An 18009-nucleotide genomic window follows, 5' to 3' on the forward strand; every position below is an offset into this window, starting at 1 on the left:
CGCTTATGAGTGCCCTGCCTTCCCGCTCTCCCCTGGGCCTGGTCGCCAGTGCCCTGCTGCTCCTGCTCGGCCTGGCCTATCCCTTCGCCGTCTACTTCGGCCTGCAGCACCTCTCGCCGCGCCTCTTCGCCGCCGGCCTCGGCGCCCTCTGGGGCCTGCGCCTGCTGCAACCCGGTCTCAACGGCCTGCAGCGCGGCACCGCCCTGGTCGCCCTGGGCTTCTGCCTGCTGCTGGCCCTGAGCGACGCCGCCGTCCTGCTGCGCTGGTATCCGGTGCTGCTCAGCCTCTTCCTGCTGGCGGTATTCGGCCTGAGCCTGCTGCGCGGCCAGCCGCTGATCGAGCGCCTGGCGCGGCTGCGCGAACCCGAGCTGCCGCCGCGCGCGGTGCGCTATACCCGCCGGGTGACCCAGGTCTGGTGCCTGTTCTTTCTGTTCAACGCGCTGACCGCCGCCGGCCTGGCGCTGTGGGCGCCGCTGGCCTGGTGGACGCTCTATACCGGCGTCATCGCCTATGGGCTGATGGGCCTGCTGTTCGCCGGCGAATGGCTGGTCCGCCAGCGCGTGCGGAGGCTGCCATGACCTTTACCCCCCTCGCCGAATTGCTCGCGCCCGCGAGCCCGCTGGACCTGGAGCTCAAGCAACGCGCCCTGCAGCTGGCGGCCGCCTTCCAGAACGCCGGTCTCAAGCGCCTGGCCTTGCACCTGGACGATGCCGAAGACCTGGCCTGCGCCCTGCTCGGCGCCTGGCGCGCCGGGGTCGAGGTGATCCTGCCGGCGGATGCCCAGCCCGCCACCCGCGCGCGCCTGGCGCCGACGCTCGATGCCTGGCTCGACGACCTCGACGGCTGGACCGCAGCCGAACCCCTGAAGCCCGCCCGGGTCGATCTGCAGGCGCCGCTGCTGACCCTGAGCACCTCGGGCTCCAGCGGTGAACCCAAACTCATCGCCAAGCAGTTATTCCAACTGGCCAACGAGGTCGCCGCCCTGGAGTGCCTCTGGGGCGCGTCCCTTGGCGCGGCGACCGTCCTTGGCAGCGTCTCCACCCAGCACATCTACGGCCTGCTGTTCCGGGTGCTCTGGCCGCTCTGCGCCGGGCGGCCCTTCGCCCGCCAGGCGCTGCCCTTCACCGAGGAATTGCAGCGCGAAACCGCCGCCCTGTCGCGCCAGGGTCGGCGCGCGGTGTGGATCAGCAGTCCGGCATTACTCAAGCGCCTGGGCGAGAATCTCGACGATGCCGTCCTCGGCCAGGTGGTGCAGGTATTCTCTTCTGGCGGCGTGCTGCCAGGCGCGGCCGCCAAGGCCTGTCAGCAACGCTTCGGTCGTTATCCCACAGAAGTCTATGGCAGCTCCGAGACCGGCGGCATCGCCTGGCGGAGAGGCCCGCAACCCTGGCAGGCCTTCGCCGCTATCGAGCTGGGCCAGGACGCGGACGGCGCCCTCTGGCTGACCTCGCCCTATCTGCCCCCGGGCCTGCGCGAGCAGACCATGGACGGCGTGCGTCTGCTGGGCGATGGCCGCTTCGAGTTGCTCGGGCGCCTGGATCGAATCGTCAAGCTGGAAGAAAAACGCATCGCCCTGCCAGCCCTCGAAGCACGGCTGCTCGGCCATCCCGCCATCGCCGACGTCCGCCTGGGCGTAGTGCAGCAGGGTCGCGCCCTGCTCGGCGCCCTGGTCGCCCTGAGCGAGCAGGGTTTGCACCAGCTGCGCAACGGCGGTCGCCGCGCCCTGGTGGCCGAGCTGCGCGAGCACCTGGCCGGCCACTGCGAGGCCATCGCCCTGCCGCGCCGCTGGCGCCTGCTGCTGGCGCTGCCCTACAGCGCCCAGGGCAAGCTGGCCCAGGCCGAGGTGGAGCGGCTGCTGGCCCAGCCCCGGCCGGTGGAGATCGAGCCCCTCAACGTCGAGCAGACCGCAGACGGCTGGCGCCTGGAGCTGGAAGTCGCCCCGGACCTGGCATTCTTTTCCGGCCACTTCCCCACGGCGCCAGTGGTGCCCGGAGTGGTCCAGGTGGGCTGGGCCCAGCGCCTGGCGCGCCAGCACCTGGATCTACCGGCGGACTTCGCCGGGATGGAGGTGCTGAAATTCCAGCAACTGCTGCGCCCCGGCGATCGGGTGACCCTGACCTTCCACTTCGACGCCAGCCGCAGCAAGTTGCACTTCGCCTTTCGCCAGGGCACGGCGGCCTGCTCCTCCGGGCGCATCCTGCTCCGGGAGGCGCAGCCATGAGCTTTCGTGCCTGCGCGGTGATCCCGGTGTTCGACCACGAGCACGCTCTGCCGTTGGTGGTCCAGGCGCTGCGCCAGCGCGCCCTGCCCTGCGTGCTAGTGGACGACGCCTCCAGCCACGCCTGCGCCCAGGTGATGGACGAGCTGGCCACGCAACCCGACATCCATCTGCTGCGCCTGCCGGTCAACCAAGGCAAGGGCGGCGCGGTGATGGCCGGCCTCGCCGAGGCGCAGCGCCTGGGCTTCAGCCATGCGCTGCAGGTGGACGCCGACGGCCAGCACGACCTGGCCGACGTGGCCGCCTTTCTCGCCGAGGCCCAGGCTTATCCAGACGCGCTGATCTGCGGCTATCCGCAATTCGACGACTCGGTGCCCAAGGGCCGGCTCTATGCCCGCTACCTCACCCATGTCTGGGTCTGGATCAACAGCCTGTCGCTGGAGATCCGCGACAGCATGTGCGGCTTTCGCGTCTATCCGCTGGCACCGACCCTGGCGGTGATCCGCGCCGGCGGTCTGGGCAAGCGCATGGATTTCGACCCGGAGATCCTGGTGCGTCTGGCCTGGCGCGAGCAGCCCATGCGCTGGCGTCCGACCCGGGTGCACTATCCGCTGGATGGCCGCTCGCACTTTCGCCTCTGGCAGGACAACGTGCTGATCTCGCGCATGCACACCCGGCTGTTCTTCGGCATGCTGCTGCGCGCGCCGCGCCTGCTCTGGCGCCGGGTGCGCGGATGAGCGGCCACTGGGCGCAGCAGCGCGAGCGCGGCAGCCCCGTGCTGATGCGCCTCACCGCCTGGCTGGCGCGGCACCTGGGCCGCCGCGCCATCGCCCCGCTGCTGCGGTTGATCGTGCTGTACTTCTTTCTGTTCGGCGCCCGCGCCCGCCGTGGCATCCGCGAGTACCAGCAGCACCTGGCCGACTGGAGCGGCCGTCCCGACCTGCAGCCCAGCTGGCGCAGCGGCTATGCCCAGTTCATGGCCTTCGCCGAAGCCCTGCTGGACAAGCTCGATGCCTGGAACGGCCGTCTCGGTCTGGATCAGGTGCAACTGCACGACCCGGATCAGGTGCACAGCCGCATGCACGGGCCGCGCGGCGAAATCCTGGTCACCGCCCACCTGGGCAACCTCGAAGTCTGTCGCGCCCTGGCCCAGCTGGGGCGACGGGTACGCCTCAACGTGCTGGTGCACACCCGCCACGCCGAGGCCTTCAATCGCCTGCTGGAAGAAGCCGGCGCCAGCGACCTGCGGCTGATCCAGGTCAGCGAACTGGACCCGGCGGTGATGCTGCAGCTGAGCGAGCGCCTGGAGCGCGGCGAATGGCTGGCCATCGCCGGCGACAGGGTGCCGCTGCATGGCGGGCGCACCGTGGCGGTGGATTTTCTCGGCGCCCCGGCGCCCTTTCCCCAGGGACCCTGGCTGCTGGCGCACCTGCTGCGCTGCCCGACCAACCTGCTGTTCTGCCTGCGCGAAGCCGACGGCTACCACCTCTACCTGGAAGACTTCGCCCCGGCGCCAAGCTGGCGCCGCCAGGAGCGCGCCGCCGGCATCCAGGGCCTGGCCCAGGCCTATGCCGAGCGCCTCGCCGCCCATTGCCTCAAGGCGCCGCGGCAGTGGTTCAACTTCTATCCCTTCTGGAGTCGCGATGAACGCTAGTGTTCGCTTTGGTAGCCAGGCCCTCGCCCTCGAAGAGCTGGTCGCCCTGGCCGAGGGCCGGGCCCGGGCCGACCTGCAGGACGACGCGGCCTTTCGCGACGGCATCGCCCGCGGCGCGCGCTTCGTCGAGTCGCTGCTGGCCCGCGAGGGCTCGGTCTACGGCATCACCACCGGCTATGGCGACTCCTGCGTGGTCGCCGTGCCCCTGGCCCAGGTGGAGGCCCTGCCACGCCAGCTCTATACCTTCCACGGCTGCGGCCTGGGTCGTCACCTGGACCCGACGGCGACCCGCGCGGTGCTGGCGGCGCGGCTGCAGTCGCTGTGCCAGGGGGTTTCCGGGGTACGCGTCGAATTGCTCGAACGCCTCACCGCCTTCTTGCGCGAAGACATCCTGCCGCTGATCCCCGAGGAGGGTTCGGTGGGCGCCAGTGGCGATCTCACCCCGCTGTCCTATGTCGCCGCCGCCCTCTGCGGCGAGCGCCAGGTGCTCTGGCGCAACGAGGTGCGGGAAGCCGCCGAGGTCCACGCCGAACTGGGCTGGACGCCCCTGGTGCTCAGGCCCAAGGAAGCCCTGGCCTTGATGAACGGCACCGCGGTGATGACCGGCCTGGCCTGCCTGGCCTTCGCCCGCGCCGAGTACCTGCTGCGCCTGGCGACCCGCATCACTGCCCTCAACGTGGTGGCCCTGGCCGGCAATCCCGAGCACTTCGACCAGCGCCTGTTTGCCGCCAAGCCCCATCCGGGCCAGGGCCAGGTCGCCGCCTGGCTGCGCGCGGACCTGGCCGCCGAAGGCCCGGCCGCGCCGCTGCACCGCCTGCAGGACAGGTATTCGCTGCGCTGCGCGCCCCATGTGCTGGGGGTGCTGGCCGACAGCCTGCCCTGGCTGCGCCAGTTCATCGAGACCGAACTCAACAGCGCCAACGACAATCCGCTGATCGACGCCGAGGACGAGCGGGTGCTGCACGGCGGCCACTTCTATGGCGGCCACATCGCCTGCGCCATGGACAGCCTCAAGACCCTGGTGGCCAACGTCGCCGACCTGCTCGACCGCCAGCTCGCCCTGCTGGTGGACGCGCGCTACAACCACGGCCTGCCGGGCAATCTCTCCGGCGCACCGGCCGAACGCGCCATGCTCAACCACGGCTTCAAGGCGGTGCAGATCGGCGCCAGCGCCTGGACCGCCGAGGCGCTCAAGGGCACCCTGCCGGCCAGCGTCTTTTCCCGCTCCACCGAATGCCACAACCAGGACAAGGTCAGCATGGGCACCATCGCCGCCCGCGATGCCCTGCGCGTACTGGAGCTCACCGAGCAGGTGGCCGCCGCCACCCTGCTGGCTGCCCAGCAGGGCATCTGGCTCAGGCGCCAGCAGGGCGTGGAGCCGCCCGCACCGCTGGCCGCCATGCACCGCGACCTGGGCGAGACCTTTGCGCCGCTGATCGAAGACCGCGCCCTGGAGGCCGAATTGCGCCAGACCCTGACCCTGATCCGCGCCCGCCACTGGAGGCTCTATGCGTAAGACCGGTGCCCTGCAGGTCGAGGTGGAGATGCAGATCCCCTTCTTCGACGTCGACATGATGGAAATCGCCTGGCACGGCCATTACGTCAAATACCTGGAAGTGGCGCGCTGCGCCCTGCTCGACCGCCTGGGCCACAACTACCTGCAGATGCGCGAATCCGGCTATGGCTGGCCGGTGATCGACCTGCAGATCCGCTACATCCGTCCCCTGCTGTTCCAGCAGCGCGTGCGGGTAAAGGCCGATCTGGTGGAGTGGGAGAACCGCCTCAAGCTCAACTACCTGATCAGCGATGCCGCCACCGGCGAGCGCCTGACCCGCGCCAGCACCGTGCAGGTGGCCGTGGACATGGCCAGCCGCGAAATGCAGCTGGCTTCGCCCAGGGTCTTCATCGACGCCGTGGAGAGGGCCCTGGCATGCGCAAGCTGATCGCTCTGCTGCTCATCCTCGCCGCCCCCCTGGCCCAGGCCTTCGATCTCGACGACCTGGCCACCCAGCTGGCGCGTCCGGCCGCGGTCGCGGGCAGCTTCGTCCAGCAACGCTATCTGCGCGCCCTGCCGCAGCCGCTCACCAGCAGCGGCCACTTCACCCTGGCCCGCGGCCTGGGCCTGCTCTGGCGGCTGGAAAAGCCGCTGACCCAGACCTATCGCATCACCCCTGGTGCCATCGCCAAAGAGACCCCCGCCGGCTGGACGCCGCTGCCCGGCAGCGACCTGGCCGCGCGCCAGAGTGCGCTGTTCCTCGCCGTGCTCGGCGGCGATCGCAGCGGCCTGGAGCGCGACTTCGAACTGGCCCTGAGCGGTGACGCCCGCCACTGGCAACTGCGCCTGACCCCGCGCGGCGCCCTGCTCAAGCAGGTGTTCGACGGCATCCTCATCCAGGGTGGTGAGCTGGTGGAGCAGGTGGAGATCCGCGAGACCCAGGGCGATCGCAGCCTACTCAGGCTCGACGGCCAGGCTCGCGACGCCCTCTCCGCCGACCAGCGCGCGGCCTTCCAGTGATCCGCCTGCAGCGCCCCTTCCTGCTATTCCTCTTCGCCCTGCTGGCGCTCAGCGCCTGGCAGTGGCGGCACGGTCCGCCGGTGGCCGCCGATCTGCTGGCGCTGCTGCCCCAGGGCGCCGGTGATGCCCTGACCCTGCAGGCCGAGGCGCGCATGGCCGAGCCGCTCAATCGCGAGGTGCTGCTGCTGGTGGGCCATCCCCAGCGCGAGCGACTGCCGGCCCTGGCCGAGCGCCTGGGCCAGGCCTGGTCGCGGGAGCCGCTGTTCGAAAGGGTGCAGTGGCAACTCACCCCTGACCTGCCCGGCCTGCGCCAGCAACTCCTGGCCAGTCGCCTGGCGCTGGCACCGGGGCCAACGCGCGACGAGTTGATCAAGACGCCCGACGCCTATCTGCAAGCCCGCGCCGCGGCCCTCTTCGATCCCTTCGCTGGCGCCGGCGCCCTGCCACTGGAGCAGGACTGGTTCGGCCTCGGCCTGCTGGTGCAGCGCCAGCTCACCCCGGCCAGCAAGGTGCAATTCGATGCTGGCAGCGGCCTGCTGCTGACCCAGGGCGACGGCCTGAGCTGGGCGCTGATCCGTGCCCGCACCCGCGCCGATGCCTTCGACTTCGATGCCCCGCCGCAGGTGGAAGCCCTGATCGAGGCCGCCCGCCGCCAGGTGGTGGCCGACGGCGGTCAGTTGCTGGCCGCCAGCGGCCTGAGATACGCCGCCGCCGGCCAGGCCACCGCCAGTCGCGAGATGTCGCTGATCGGTGGCCTCGCCACCTTCGGTACCCTGGCCCTGCTGCTGGGGCTGTTCCGCCGCTGGCGGGTGCTGCTCAGCCTCTTGGCGGTGGGCGTGGCCCTCTTGGCCGGCAGCGCCGCCTGCGTGCTGCTGTTCGGCCAGATCAACGCCCTCACCCTGATCCTGGGCGCCAGCCTAACCGGGGTGGCCGCCGATTATCCGCTGCACTATCTGAGCAAGAGCTGGAAGGGCGGTCCCTGGGACGCCACGGCCATCCTGCGCGAGACCCTGCCCGGTCTGTCCCTCAGCCTGGCCACCAACCTGCTCGGTTATCTGGCGCTGGCCTGCACGCCCTTTCCGGCGCTGACCCAGGTGGCGGTGTTTTCCGCCGCCGGCCTGATCGGCGCCTACCTCACCACCGTCTGCCTCTTGCCGGCCTGGTGGCAGCGCCTGGACCTGGCGCCGCCCGCTGCGCCCCTGCGCGTCATGCAACGCCTGCTCGATCTGCGCCTGCGCCTGCTGGCGCGCACCGGCAGCCTGCCGCTGCTCTTGGCCCTGCTGGCCTTTTGCGGCGCCGGTGTCTGGCAGCTGCACCTGCAGAACGACCTGCGCCTCTGGCTCGGCCAGGACCCGGCGCTGACCCGCGAAGCCCAGGCCATCGCCCGCCTCACCGGCCTGCAACCCACCAGCCAGTTCTTCCTGGTGCGTGGCGCCGATGCCGACCAGGTGCTGGAGCGCCAGACCGCCCTGGGCCAGCGCCTCGACGCCCTGGTCAGCGCCGGCCAGCTGCAGGGCTATCGCGCCCTCAGCGGTCTGCTCGCTCCCGCCGCGGCCCAGGCCGAATTGCGCCAGGCCCTGGCCGGTTGGGGCGAACGCCTGCAACCGCTGCTGGCCGTGGGTATCCCGGCGGAGGCGCTGGAGGCCGAGCTCAAGCAACTGCAGCAGCTGCCCGACCTGAACCTGGACCAGGCCCTGGCCGCCCCCCTGGGCGAACCCTGGCGACCGCTCTGGTTGGGCCGCACGACCGAGGGCGGCGCGGCCGGCCTGGTCAGCCTGCAAGGCCTGGGCAATGCCCAGGTACTACAGACAGTGGCTGCGGGCCTGCCCGGCGTGCAATTGGTGGATCGCCTGGGCGAATTGCGCGGACTATTCATCCACACCCAGCGCCTGGCGGTGGAACTCAAGCTGCTGGCCTCGGGCGCCATCTTTCTCCTGCTGCTCTGGGCCTTTGGCCGCCGCGCGGCGCTGCGCATCGTCTGCCTGCCGCTGCTGGCGGCCCTGGCGGCCCTGGCCTGCCTGGGCTGGCTGGGTCAGCCGCTGACCCTGTTCAGCCTCTTCGCCCTGCTGCTCATCACCGCCATCGGCGTGGATTACGCCATCCTCATGCACGAGGCCATCGGCGGTGCGGCGGTCAGTCTGCTCGGCGGCCTGCTGTCCGGCGTCGGCAGCTGGCTGTCCTTTGGCCTGCTGATGCTCAGCAGCACCCCGGCCATCGCCAACTTCGGCCTGGCCATCAGCCTGGGCCTGGTGTTCAGCTTTCTGCTGGCGCCCTGGGCCTCGCCCCCCGTCTCCCACGAAAAGGACCTTCGTCATGGTTGAACATCATCCCCTGATCGTCATCGGTGCCGGCCCGGCGGGCGCCGTGGTCGCCGCCCTGCTCAAGCGTCGCGGCCATCCGGTGCTGGTGCTGGAAGCCCAGCACTTTCCGCGCTTTTCCATCGGCGAGAGCCTGCTCTCCCACAGCCTGGACTTCGTCGAGGAAGCCGGGATGCTGCCCGCGGTCGAAGCCGCCGGCTTCCAGACCAAGCTCAGCGCGGCCTTCGCCTGGGGCGAGCGCTACACCGACTTCGACTTCCGCGACACCTATAGTGGTGGCCGCAGCACCTTCCAGGTGCAGCGCGGCCCCTTCGACAAGATCCTCGCCGACGACGCCGCGCGCCAGGGGGTTACGATCCGCTACGGCCAGCGCGTCACCGCCGTGACCCTGGGTGAAGACGGCGAAAGGACCCGGCTCGAGGTGCAGGGCGACGACGGCCAGGCCTATGCGCTGACCACCGACTTCCTGCTCGACGCCAGCGGCTACGGCCGCGTGCTGCCCCGCCTGCTGGATCTGGAGGCGCCTTCGGACTTCCCCGTGCGCCGCGCCCTTTTCACCCATGTCGAGGATCGCATTGACGATCCCGGCTTCGACCGCCAGCGCATCCTCATCACCACCCACCCGACCCTGCGCGACGTCTGGTTCTGGACCATTCCCTTCAGCGACGGCCGCACCTCCATCGGGGTGGTCGCCGCCGCCGAGCGCTATGCCGGACGCGCCGCCGATCTCGCCACCTGTCTGCGCGACTGGGTGGCCGAGACCCCGAGCCTGGCCCGGGTGCTGCACAATGCGGTCTGGGATACGCCGGTGCGCGAACTGGGTGGCTACGCCGCCAACGTCAAGCGCCTGCACGGCCCCGGCTTCGCCCTGCTGGGCAACGCCGCCGAGTTTCTCGATCCGGTGTTTTCCTCGGGCGTCACCATCGCCCTGCGTTCGGCCAGTCTGGCCGCACCGCTGGTGGATCGCCAGCTGCGCGGCGAGTCGGTGGACTGGGAGGCCGAATTCGCCCGGCCGCTCAAGGCAGGCGTCGATACGTTCCGTGCCTATGTGGAGGGCTGGTACGATGGCAGCTTCCAGGACGTCATCTATTTCGAACACGCCGATCCCGAGATCAAGCGCATGATCTGCGCCATTCTCGCCGGCTACGCCTGGGACGTTCGCAACCCCTTCGTCAAGGAGCCCCGGCGGCGCCTGCGCCTGCTCGTCGAGCTCTGTCAGCTGAATTCGGCCCATCCTGCATGACCCTGCCCCGTCCGTTCGTCTTCGCGCTGGCCTGCCTGCTGCTGCTCGCCGCCTGCGCCAGCCAGCCGCCGCTGCCCAGCAGTCCGCCGCCGCTGGCGCGTGCCCTGGTCTACCAGGTGGAACGCCAGACCGCCGAGGGCAGCGACGCCCTGTTGCTGGCCATCCAACCGGAAGGCGCCGCCCTGCGCTTTTCGCTGTTCGATCCCCTTGGCGTGCCCCAGGCGCGCCAGCAACTGACCGACGGCGCCTGGCACGCCGACGGCCTCTTGCCGCCCAATCCCCGGGCGCGCACCTTCTTCAGCGTGCTGCTGTTCGCCCTGACCCCGACCGACCAGTTGCCACGGGCCTATGCCGCGGGCGACTGGCAGAGGGCCGCCGACGGCAGCCGCACCCTCAAGGACTGGCAGGTGCGCTATCCCGCCGCCGACCGCCTGGAGCTGGAGGCGCCGGATGGGTCCAGCTATCACCTGACGCTCTTGCCGGAGTCCGCGCCTTGAGCGCCTACCTGAATGCCCTGGGTCTGCTTTGCGCCCTGGGCCAGGGCAAGGTCGAGGTGGCCCGTGGCCTGTTCGCCGGTGATACGGCCGGCATGCAGCCCACCCCGGGCTGGATTCCCGAGCGCCAGCCGCCGGTGGGTACCGTCACCGCCGCGCTGCCGGCCTGGCCAGCGGCCTGGACACCCTATTTCAGTCGCAACAACCAGCTGCTGCTGGCGGCCCTGACCGAGATCGAACCCCAGGTGCGCCAGGCCATCGAGCGCCACGGCCCGGCGCGTATCGGCGTGGTGCTGGGCACCAGCACCTCGGGCATCCACGAGGCCAGCCTGGGCATCGCCGTGCACCAGCGCAGCGGCCAGTTGCCCGAGGGCTATGAATACGCCCAGCAGGAACTGGTGGCGCCGGCGGACTTCCTCGCCCGCTACCTGGGCCTGAGCGGCCCCTGCTACGGCCTTTCCACCGCCTGCACCAGCAGCGCCCGCGCCCTGCTCAGCGCCCGGCGGCTGCTGGTCCAGGGCCATTGCGACGCCGTGCTCTGCGGCGGTGTCGACAGCCTCTGCGGCCTGACCCTGAACGGCTTCGCCGCCTTGGAAGCGGTCAGCGAATCGCTGTGCAATCCCTTCTCGGTCAATCGCTGCGGCATCAACATCGGCGAGGGGGCGGCGCTGTTCCTGCTGACCCGCGAACCCGGCCCCATCGCCCTGCTCGGCGGCGGCGCCAGTTCCGATGCCCACCATATCTCCGCCCCCGATCCCAGTGGGCGCGGCGCCGTCCAGGCCATGCAGGCGGCCCTGCGCGCCAGCGGCCTGCAACCGAAGGACATCGGCTATCTCAACCTGCACGGCACCGCCACGCCGCACAACGACGCCATGGAAAGCCAGGCCACCTACCAGGTGTTTCCGGCCGGGGTGCCCTGCTCCTCCACCAAGCCGCTGACCGGCCATACCCTCGGCGCCGCCGGCGCCCTGGAAGCCGCCTTCGCCTGGCTGACCCTGGACCCGCGGCTCAATCCCGCCGGCCAGTTGCCGCCGCAGCGCTGGGACGGCCAGGCCGATCCGGCCCTGCCACGGCTGGCGTTGACGGATGCCGACAGCCGGCTGGACGGTCGCCGCCACGCCATGAGCAACAGCTTCGCCTTTGGCGGCAGCAACGTCAGCCTCATCCTCGGAGCCACGCCATGATCCCCTGGACCCTCGCCGAGCTGGTGCCCCACGCCGGCGACATGCTGCTGATCGACGAGATCCTCGCGTGCGACGAGAGCGGCATCGAGACCCGCCTGGTGGTCAGGCCCGGCCTCTTCACCGATGCCGCGGGCGCCCTGCCGGCCTGGATCGGGGTGGAGCTGATGGCGCAGAGCGTGGCCGCCTTCGCCGGCTGCCAGGCGCGCCGTCGCGGCGAGGCCCCGGCCCTGGGCTTTCTGCTCGGCACCCGCCAGTTCGCCTGCGACGTGCCGGCCTTTCCCGCCGGTGGCGAATTGCGCATCCGCGCCCAGCCGGCGCTGGAAAACGACGATGGCATGGCCATCTTCGACTGCCACCTGCAGGGCCCTGGCTGCCAGGCCAGCGCCCGCCTGAACGTCTACCGTCCACCCCAGGTGGATCTGTACCTAGAGGAGCCCGCGCCATGAGCGTCGCCCCCGCTCCGGTCCTGGTGACCGGTTCCAGCCGCGGCCTGGGCCGCGCCATCGCCCTGCGCCTGGCCGCCGCCGGCCATGACCTGGTGCTGCACTGCCGCAGCCGCCGCGAGGAAGCCGAGGCCGTGCGCGCCGAGGTCGAGGCCCTGGGTCGCAGCGCCCGGGTGCTGCAATTCGACGTCGGCGACCGCGCCGCCTGCGCCGCCATCCTGGAGGCCGACACCGAGGCCCACGGCGGCTACTACGGGGTGGTCTGCAACGCCGGCCTGACCCGCGACGGCGCCTTTCCGGCGCTGACCGGCGAGGACTGGGATGTGGTCCTGCGCACCAACCTCGACGGCTTCTACAACGTGCTGCACCCGGTGGTCATGCCGATGATCCGCCGCCGCGCGCCGGGGCGCATCGTCTGCATCACCTCGGTCTCCGGGCTGATCGGCAATCGCGGCCAGGTCAACTACAGCGCCTCCAAGGCCGGCCTGATCGGCGCCGCCAAGGCCCTGGCCGTGGAGCTGGCCAAGCGCAAGATCACCGTCAACTGCGTGGCCCCGGGGCTGATCGACACCGAGATCCTCGACGAGCACGTCCCCGTGGAGAAGATCCTCGAGATGATCCCGGCCGGGCGCATGGGCACCCCCGAGGAGGTGGCCCACGCCGTGGCCTTCCTGCTCGCCCCCGAGGCCGGCTACATCACCCGCCAGGTGCTGGCGGTCAACGGAGGACTGTGCTGATGAGCGCGCGCCGCGTCGTGATCACCGGGATGGCCGGCGTCACCGCCCTGGGCAGTGACTGGCCGACCATCCGCGACCATTTTCTCGCCGGCCACAGCGGCATCCGCCGCATGGACGCCTGGGACCGCTACACCGAGATGAACACCCGTCTGGGCGGCCCCATCGTCGACTTCCAGGTACCCGGCCACTGGACCCGCAAGCAGTTGCGCAGCATGGGGCGGGTGTCCCAGCTGGCGGTGGCCGCCGGCGAGCGCGCGCTGACCGATGCCGGGCTGCTGGATGACCCACGCATCACCGACGGCCGTATGGGCGTGGCCTGCGGCTCCTCCACCGGCAGCACCGACGACATCAAGGCGCTGGCCAACATGCTGCTCAGCGACGCCGCGGTGGGCCTCAATGCCAACACCTATGTGCGCATGATGCCGCACACGGCGGCCGCCAACCTGAGTCTGTTCTTTGGTCTCAAGGGTCGGCTGATCCCCACTTCCAGCGCCTGCACCAGCGGCAGCCAGGGCATCGGCTACGCCTACGAGGCCATCAAGTTCGGGCGCCTGCCGCTGATGCTGGCCGGCGGCGCCGAAGAACTATGTCCCAGCGAGGCCATGGTCTTCGACACCCTCTATGCCACCAGCCTGCGCAACGACGCGCCCCAGACCTCGCCGCGTCCCTACGACCGCAGTCGCGACGGCCTGGTGATCGGCGAAGGCGCCGGCATCCTGGTACTGGAAGAACTGGAACACGCCCAGGCGCGAGGTGCGCGTATCCACGCCGAGATCGTCGGCTTCGGCAGCAACGCCGATGGCCAGCACTCCACCCGTCCCGAGCAGGCCACCATGCAGCGCGCCATGGAGCTGGCCCTGGAAGACGCCGGGCTGACCCCGGACGCCATCGGCTACGTCAACGGCCACGGCACCGCCACCGAACAGGGCGACATCGCCGAGACCCGCGCCACCCAGGCGCTGTTCGGCGCCCGCATGCCCATCAGCTCGCAGAAGAGCTACCTGGGTCATACCCTGGGTGCCTGCGGCGCCCTGGAATCCTGGTTCAGCATCGCCATGATGAACGAGGAGCTGTTCGTGCCCACCCTCAACCTCGACGACCTGGATCCCCAGTGCGGCGAACTGGACTATCTACGCGGCGGGCCGCGCGCGCTGCGCACCGACCATGTGATGAACAACAATTTCGCCTTTGGCGGGGTGAACACCTCGCTGATCTTCCGCCGCTGGTCCTGATGACCCTATCCCGAGGTATGCCCATGTTGCGTCGCCTGTTGCTCGTCTCCGCTCTGCTGTTCCTGGCGGCCTGCACCCGCGCGCCCCTGGTGACGCCCCAGGAGGTCTTTCCCGCCGATCGGGTGGAGAACGCCGCCGATGTCCGCCGCGCCATCGTCGATACCCTCGAACGCCGTGGCTGGAGCGTCGGCCAGGAGAGCCCCGGCCTGGTGGTCGCCAGCATCGTGGTGCGCGATCGCCACCAGGCCTGGGTCGACATCCCCTACAGCACCAAGGGCTACCAGATCCGCTACCGCGACAGCGCCGGCCTCGACTACGACGGCGAGCGCATCCATCGCAACTACAACAAATGGGTCCAGCTGCTCGACGCCGACATCCGCCGGCAACTGCAGTTGCCGGCCCCCGCAGCCGCCGCGGAGTGACCATTCGCGGCCTGCGCGATAGCACAGAACGCCGGTCCCGCGGCTGACGGAGCGGGCGTTCTGGGTTAAACAGTCATCCCCACCACCACAAGGAAGTCACCATGCGTATCCTCACCTCCACCCTCGCCCTCACCCTGAGCCTGGCCGCGCTGCTGCCCGGCGCCGCCCAGGCCCGCGACACCACCCTGCAACTGCCCTTCGCCGAAGTCGTCCAGGAAGCCCTGGCCGCCAAGCGCCTGGATGGCAGCGTGAAGTTCTACCTGGCCGGCAACCCGGTGCCGGGCAAGGCCACGGTGGTCAACTCCAGCATCACCACCAACCAGAAGACCAACGCCTTCAACAAGACCGACGAGGTCGCCTGCCGCTGGGTGCTGCAATCGGCGCTGATCCGCCTGCAGGAAGCGGCCAAGGCCGCCGGTGCCAATGCGGTCACCGACATCACCAGCTACTACAAGAAGAACGAGTGGAGCGATCCCACCCGCTACGAGTGCCACGCCGGCGCCCTCATGGCCGGTGTCGCCCTCAAGGGCAAGCTGGTCATCCTCAAGTAAGCCGGAACGGCGGCGCGCCTGGGTGGGTCTGTCTAGAAACCCGCCCCGAGGCCGCCGCCATGCCCATGTTCCGCGTCCACTACCGCAAGGACGGCGAGTCCCGCCAGCTCGACCTCGAGCAGCCGCAGGCCAGTCTCGCCCCGCACGAAGCCGCCCTGGCCGTGCTGGAACAGCTGCGCGCCGACGCCGAGAACAGCCTGGCGCTGCCGCCCGCCGATGCTCCAGCCGCAGCCATCCTGCGCCAGGCGGAGGTGCATGGATTGACGGATATCCGGGTGGAGCCGCTGGCTTCGTAGGTTGGCGCTGAGCACAGCGAAGCCCAACGGGCAGGACTCTCGGTGTCGAGCTACCCTCACCCCAGCCCTCTCCCGGAGGGAGAGGGGGAGGTCTGGTCCGGCGCGGGCTTGTAGGCGCATCGCCGTAGCGTGGAAAACGGCGCAGCCTTTTCCACTGACAGGCTCCGGTGCCAACGGTGGATAAGGCTGTGCCGTTATCCACCCTACCTGCAGCGAAGCCCAACACACCGAACCTCAGCCCAGGAACAACCGATACGCCGGATTCTCCGTTTCGTCCCAATAGCGATAGCCGATGGCATCCAGGGTCGCCAGCAGCTCTTCCCGCTCGGCCTGGCTGGCCTCCAGCCCCGCGAACACCCGGCCATCCGCCGCGCCGTGGTTGCGGTAATGGAACATGCTGATGTTCCAGCGCCCGCCCAGCCTTTCGAGGAAGTCGAACAGCGCCCCGGGGCGCTCGGGGAATTCGAAGCGGAACACCTGCTCCTGGCCGACCCGCGCCGCATGACCGCCCACCGTGTGGCGGATGTGCAGCTTGGCCAGTTCGTTGTCGGTCAGGTCCAGTACCGGGAAGCCCTGGTCACGCAGGCCCTGGATGAGGGCATCACGGGGATCGCGCTGGGGATGGGTCTGGACGCCAACGAAGATGTGGGCCTCTTCGCCGGTGTGGTAGCGGTAGTTGAATTCGGTGATCTGCCGCCGCCCCAGCGCCTCGCAGAAAGCGCGAAAGCTGCCCGGCCGCTCGGGGATGGTCACGGCGATGATGGCTTCGCGCTGCTCGCCCAGTTCGGCGCGCTCGGCTACGTGTCGCAGACGGTCGAAGTTGACGTTGGCGCCCGAGTCGATGGCCACCAGCACCTGGCCGCCGCTGCCTTCCCGTTCGGCGTATTTCTTGATCCCGGCCACGCCCAGGGCACCCGAGGGCTCGGTGATGGAGCGGGTATCGTCGTAGATGTCCTTGATCGCCGCGCAGATCTCGTCCGAGCTGACGGTGATGACCTCGTCCACATAGCGCCGACAGACCTCGAAGGTGTGATGGCCGATCTGGGCCACGGCCACGCCGTCGGCGAACAGCCCGACTCGTGGCAGGACCACACGCTCGCCCGCGGCCAGGGCCTGCTGCAGGCAGTTGGAGTCGTCCGGTTCGACGCCGATGATCCTGATCTCGGGGCGCAGGTATTTCACATAGGCCGCGATACCGGCGATCAGACCACCGCCCCCGACCGGGACGAAGATGGCATCCAACCGCCCCGGATGCTGGCGCAGGATCTCCATGGCCACGGTGCCCTGGCCGGCGATGACGTCCGGATCGTCATAGGGCGGGACGAAGGTATAGCCCTGCTCCTCGACCAGGCGCAAGGCCTCGGCCAGAGCCTCGGGAAAGGCGTCGCCGTGCAGCACCACCTCGCCACCGCGCGATTGCACACCGATGACCTTGAGCTCGGGCGTGGTACGCGGCATCACGATGATCGCCCGCACGCCCAGCTCACGGGCCGCCAGGGCCAGGCCCTGAGCATGGTTGCCCGCGCTGGCCGCGATCACGCCACGGGCCTTTTCGGCGGCCGAAAGGCTGGCCAGCTTGGTGTAGGCACCGCGGATCTTGAAGGAAAACACCGGCTGCAGGTCTTCGCGCTTGAGCAGCACCTGGCAGCCCAGTCGCTCGGACAACGCCCGCGCCGGTTGCAGGGGCGTTTCGATGGCCACGTCGTAGACGGGGGCGAGCAGGGTCTTCTTCACATAGTGTTCGAGCATCGGCGGAGCGATCCGGTGGGTGCGGCGGGGGCGAAAAGTCTACTACGGGCACCTCCGGGTGGGTTAGCCAGGCCGTCCGAGCGGCTATAATCGGCGACCCTCCACCCGTTTTCGCGGATACCCCCATGAATCAGGACCAGCTCAAGCAGGCCGTCGCCCAGGCCGCGGTCGACCTCATCCTCCCCCAGCTCTCCCGCGACAGCGTGGTCGGCGTGGGCACCGGCTCGACCGCCAACTTCTTCATCGACCTGCTGGCCAAGCACAAGCTGGAGTTCGATGGCGCCGTGGCCAGCTCCCAGGCCACCGCCGACCGGTTGAAAAGCCATGGCATCACCGTCTATGACCTCAACGGTGTCAGCGACCTGGAATTCTATGTGGACGGCGCCGACGAAGCCGACGGCCACCTCAATCTGATCAAGGGCGGCGGCGCGGCCCTGACCCGCGAGAAGATCGTCGCCGCCGTAGCACGCAAGTTCATCTGCATCGCCGATGGCAGCAAGCGCGTCGATGTCCTCGGCGAATTCCCGCTGCCGGTGGAAGTCATCCCCATGGCCCGCAGCCACGTGGCCCGCGAGCTGGTGAAGCTGGGCGGCGACCCCGAGTACCGCGACGGTGTGGTGACCGACAACGGCAACGTCATCCTTGATGTGCACAACATGCACATCGTCGATCCGATGGGTCTGGAAGCCAGGATCAACAACATCGTCGGCGTGGTCGCCAACGGCCTCTTCGCCGCCCGCCCGGCGGACGTGCTGCTGCTGGGCACCGCCCAGGGCGTGGAGCGGCTGGAACGGAGCTGAGACCTTGCTATCGCGGCCATGGGCCGCTCCTACAAAAGCACGATATACCTGTAGGAGCGGTCGCTACGGCGCACCGGCATGGCCGCGATCATAGACACCACCTCACAAAAAAAGCCCCGGTCAGGCGAACCCGACCGGGGCTTTTTCATGCCG

At 69.8% G+C, this 18009-nt stretch carries 19 protein-coding genes; 18 read left to right on the top strand and 1 reads right to left on the bottom strand.

All coding sequences use genetic code 11. The features are described from left to right. The first annotated feature begins 5 nt into the window (after window positions 1-5). From EC839_RS18145 to EC839_RS18225, 17 genes are all read left to right on the top strand, one after another. Complete coding sequence (locus EC839_RS18145; RefSeq protein ID WP_007161051.1) at window positions 6-578, top strand: membrane protein; 573 nt, start codon at window positions 6-8, stop codon at window positions 576-578. Then, window positions 575-2221 carry an AMP-binding protein gene (locus EC839_RS18150; RefSeq protein WP_007161052.1) on the top strand — a complete coding sequence of 549 codons (1647 nt, stop codon included), beginning with the start codon at window positions 575-577 and terminating at the stop codon, window positions 2219-2221. The genes EC839_RS18145 and EC839_RS18150 overlap by 4 nt, the downstream gene beginning before the upstream one ends. Then, window positions 2218-2955 (top strand): glycosyltransferase family 2 protein, encoded by a 738-nt coding sequence (locus EC839_RS18155; RefSeq protein ID WP_007161053.1) that lies wholly within the window; start codon window positions 2218-2220, stop codon window positions 2953-2955. Before EC839_RS18150 ends, EC839_RS18155 begins: the two co-directional genes overlap by 4 nt. Then, window positions 2952-3872, top strand: a complete 921-nt coding sequence (locus EC839_RS18160; RefSeq protein ID WP_007161054.1) for a glycosyl transferase — start codon at window positions 2952-2954, stop codon at window positions 3870-3872. The genes EC839_RS18155 and EC839_RS18160 overlap by 4 nt, the downstream gene beginning before the upstream one ends. Continuing rightward, a complete protein-coding gene (gene hutH, locus EC839_RS18165) occupies window positions 3862-5388 on the top strand; it encodes a histidine ammonia-lyase (protein WP_007161055.1) in 1527 nt (508 codons plus the stop codon). Before EC839_RS18160 ends, hutH begins: the two co-directional genes overlap by 11 nt. Next, the gene (locus EC839_RS18170) at window positions 5381-5815 is read left to right on the top strand and encodes a thioesterase family protein (protein ID WP_007161056.1); all 435 of its coding nucleotides are present in this window, start codon (window positions 5381-5383) and stop codon (window positions 5813-5815) included. Before hutH ends, EC839_RS18170 begins: the two co-directional genes overlap by 8 nt. Next, window positions 5803-6387, top strand: coding sequence for an outer membrane lipoprotein carrier protein LolA (locus tag EC839_RS18175; RefSeq protein WP_007161057.1), 585 nt, complete (start codon window positions 5803-5805; stop codon window positions 6385-6387). Before EC839_RS18170 ends, EC839_RS18175 begins: the two co-directional genes overlap by 13 nt. Further along, window positions 6384-8708 carry an MMPL family transporter gene (locus EC839_RS18180; RefSeq protein ID WP_007161058.1) on the top strand — a complete coding sequence of 775 codons (2325 nt, stop codon included), beginning with the start codon at window positions 6384-6386 and terminating at the stop codon, window positions 8706-8708. The genes EC839_RS18175 and EC839_RS18180 overlap by 4 nt, the downstream gene beginning before the upstream one ends. Then, window positions 8701-9948 (top strand): NAD(P)/FAD-dependent oxidoreductase, encoded by a 1248-nt coding sequence (locus EC839_RS18185; protein ID WP_132832948.1) that lies wholly within the window; start codon window positions 8701-8703, stop codon window positions 9946-9948. Before EC839_RS18180 ends, EC839_RS18185 begins: the two co-directional genes overlap by 8 nt. Beyond that, window positions 9945-10445, top strand: coding sequence for a hypothetical protein (locus EC839_RS18190; protein ID WP_007161060.1), 501 nt, complete (start codon window positions 9945-9947; stop codon window positions 10443-10445). The genes EC839_RS18185 and EC839_RS18190 overlap by 4 nt, the downstream gene beginning before the upstream one ends. Further along, entirely contained in the window at window positions 10442-11626 is a 1185-nt protein-coding gene (locus EC839_RS18195; protein WP_007161061.1) for a beta-ketoacyl-[acyl-carrier-protein] synthase family protein, read from the top strand. Before EC839_RS18190 ends, EC839_RS18195 begins: the two co-directional genes overlap by 4 nt. Beyond that, window positions 11623-12072, top strand: a complete 450-nt coding sequence (locus EC839_RS18200; RefSeq protein ID WP_007161062.1) for a hotdog family protein — start codon at window positions 11623-11625, stop codon at window positions 12070-12072. Before EC839_RS18195 ends, EC839_RS18200 begins: the two co-directional genes overlap by 4 nt. Further along, window positions 12069-12806: a 3-oxoacyl-ACP reductase FabG gene (gene fabG / locus EC839_RS18205; RefSeq protein ID WP_007161063.1), complete on the top strand. Its 738-nt coding sequence runs from the start codon at window positions 12069-12071 to the stop codon at window positions 12804-12806. The genes EC839_RS18200 and fabG overlap by 4 nt, the downstream gene beginning before the upstream one ends. After that, window positions 12806-14038 carry a beta-ketoacyl-ACP synthase gene (locus tag EC839_RS18210; protein ID WP_007161064.1) on the top strand — a complete coding sequence of 411 codons (1233 nt, stop codon included), beginning with the start codon at window positions 12806-12808 and terminating at the stop codon, window positions 14036-14038. Before fabG ends, EC839_RS18210 begins: the two co-directional genes overlap by 1 nt. A 23-nt stretch (window positions 14039-14061) precedes the next feature. Beyond that, a complete protein-coding gene (locus tag EC839_RS18215; RefSeq protein WP_007161065.1) occupies window positions 14062-14460 on the top strand; it encodes a hypothetical protein in 399 nt (132 codons plus the stop codon). Window positions 14461-14561: 101 nt separating this feature from the next. Then, the gene (locus tag EC839_RS18220) at window positions 14562-15011 is read left to right on the top strand and encodes a hypothetical protein (protein ID WP_007161066.1); all 450 of its coding nucleotides are present in this window, start codon (window positions 14562-14564) and stop codon (window positions 15009-15011) included. A gap of 59 nt (window positions 15012-15070) precedes the next feature. Beyond that, complete coding sequence (locus EC839_RS18225; RefSeq protein WP_007161067.1) at window positions 15071-15307, top strand: hypothetical protein; 237 nt, start codon at window positions 15071-15073, stop codon at window positions 15305-15307. A 234-nt stretch (window positions 15308-15541) separates the two neighbouring features. Here EC839_RS18225 and ilvA read toward each other — a convergent pair whose 3' ends face one another. After that, window positions 15542-17068 carry a threonine ammonia-lyase, biosynthetic gene (gene ilvA / locus EC839_RS18230; protein ID WP_051119469.1) on the bottom strand — a complete coding sequence of 509 codons (1527 nt, stop codon included), beginning with the start codon at window positions 17066-17068 and terminating at the stop codon, window positions 15542-15544. Between the two features lie 113 nt (window positions 17069-17181). Here ilvA and rpiA point away from each other — a divergent pair, with 113 nt between their 5' ends. Further along, complete coding sequence (rpiA, locus tag EC839_RS18235; RefSeq protein WP_007161069.1) at window positions 17182-17856, top strand: ribose-5-phosphate isomerase RpiA; 675 nt, start codon at window positions 17182-17184, stop codon at window positions 17854-17856. Window positions 17857-18009 lie beyond the last annotated feature (153 nt).

Origin of the sequence: Pseudomonas sp. JUb52 (assembly GCF_004341115.1) — a bacterium.
GTDB lineage: Bacteria > Pseudomonadota > Gammaproteobacteria > Pseudomonadales > Pseudomonadaceae > Chryseomonas > Chryseomonas oryzihabitans.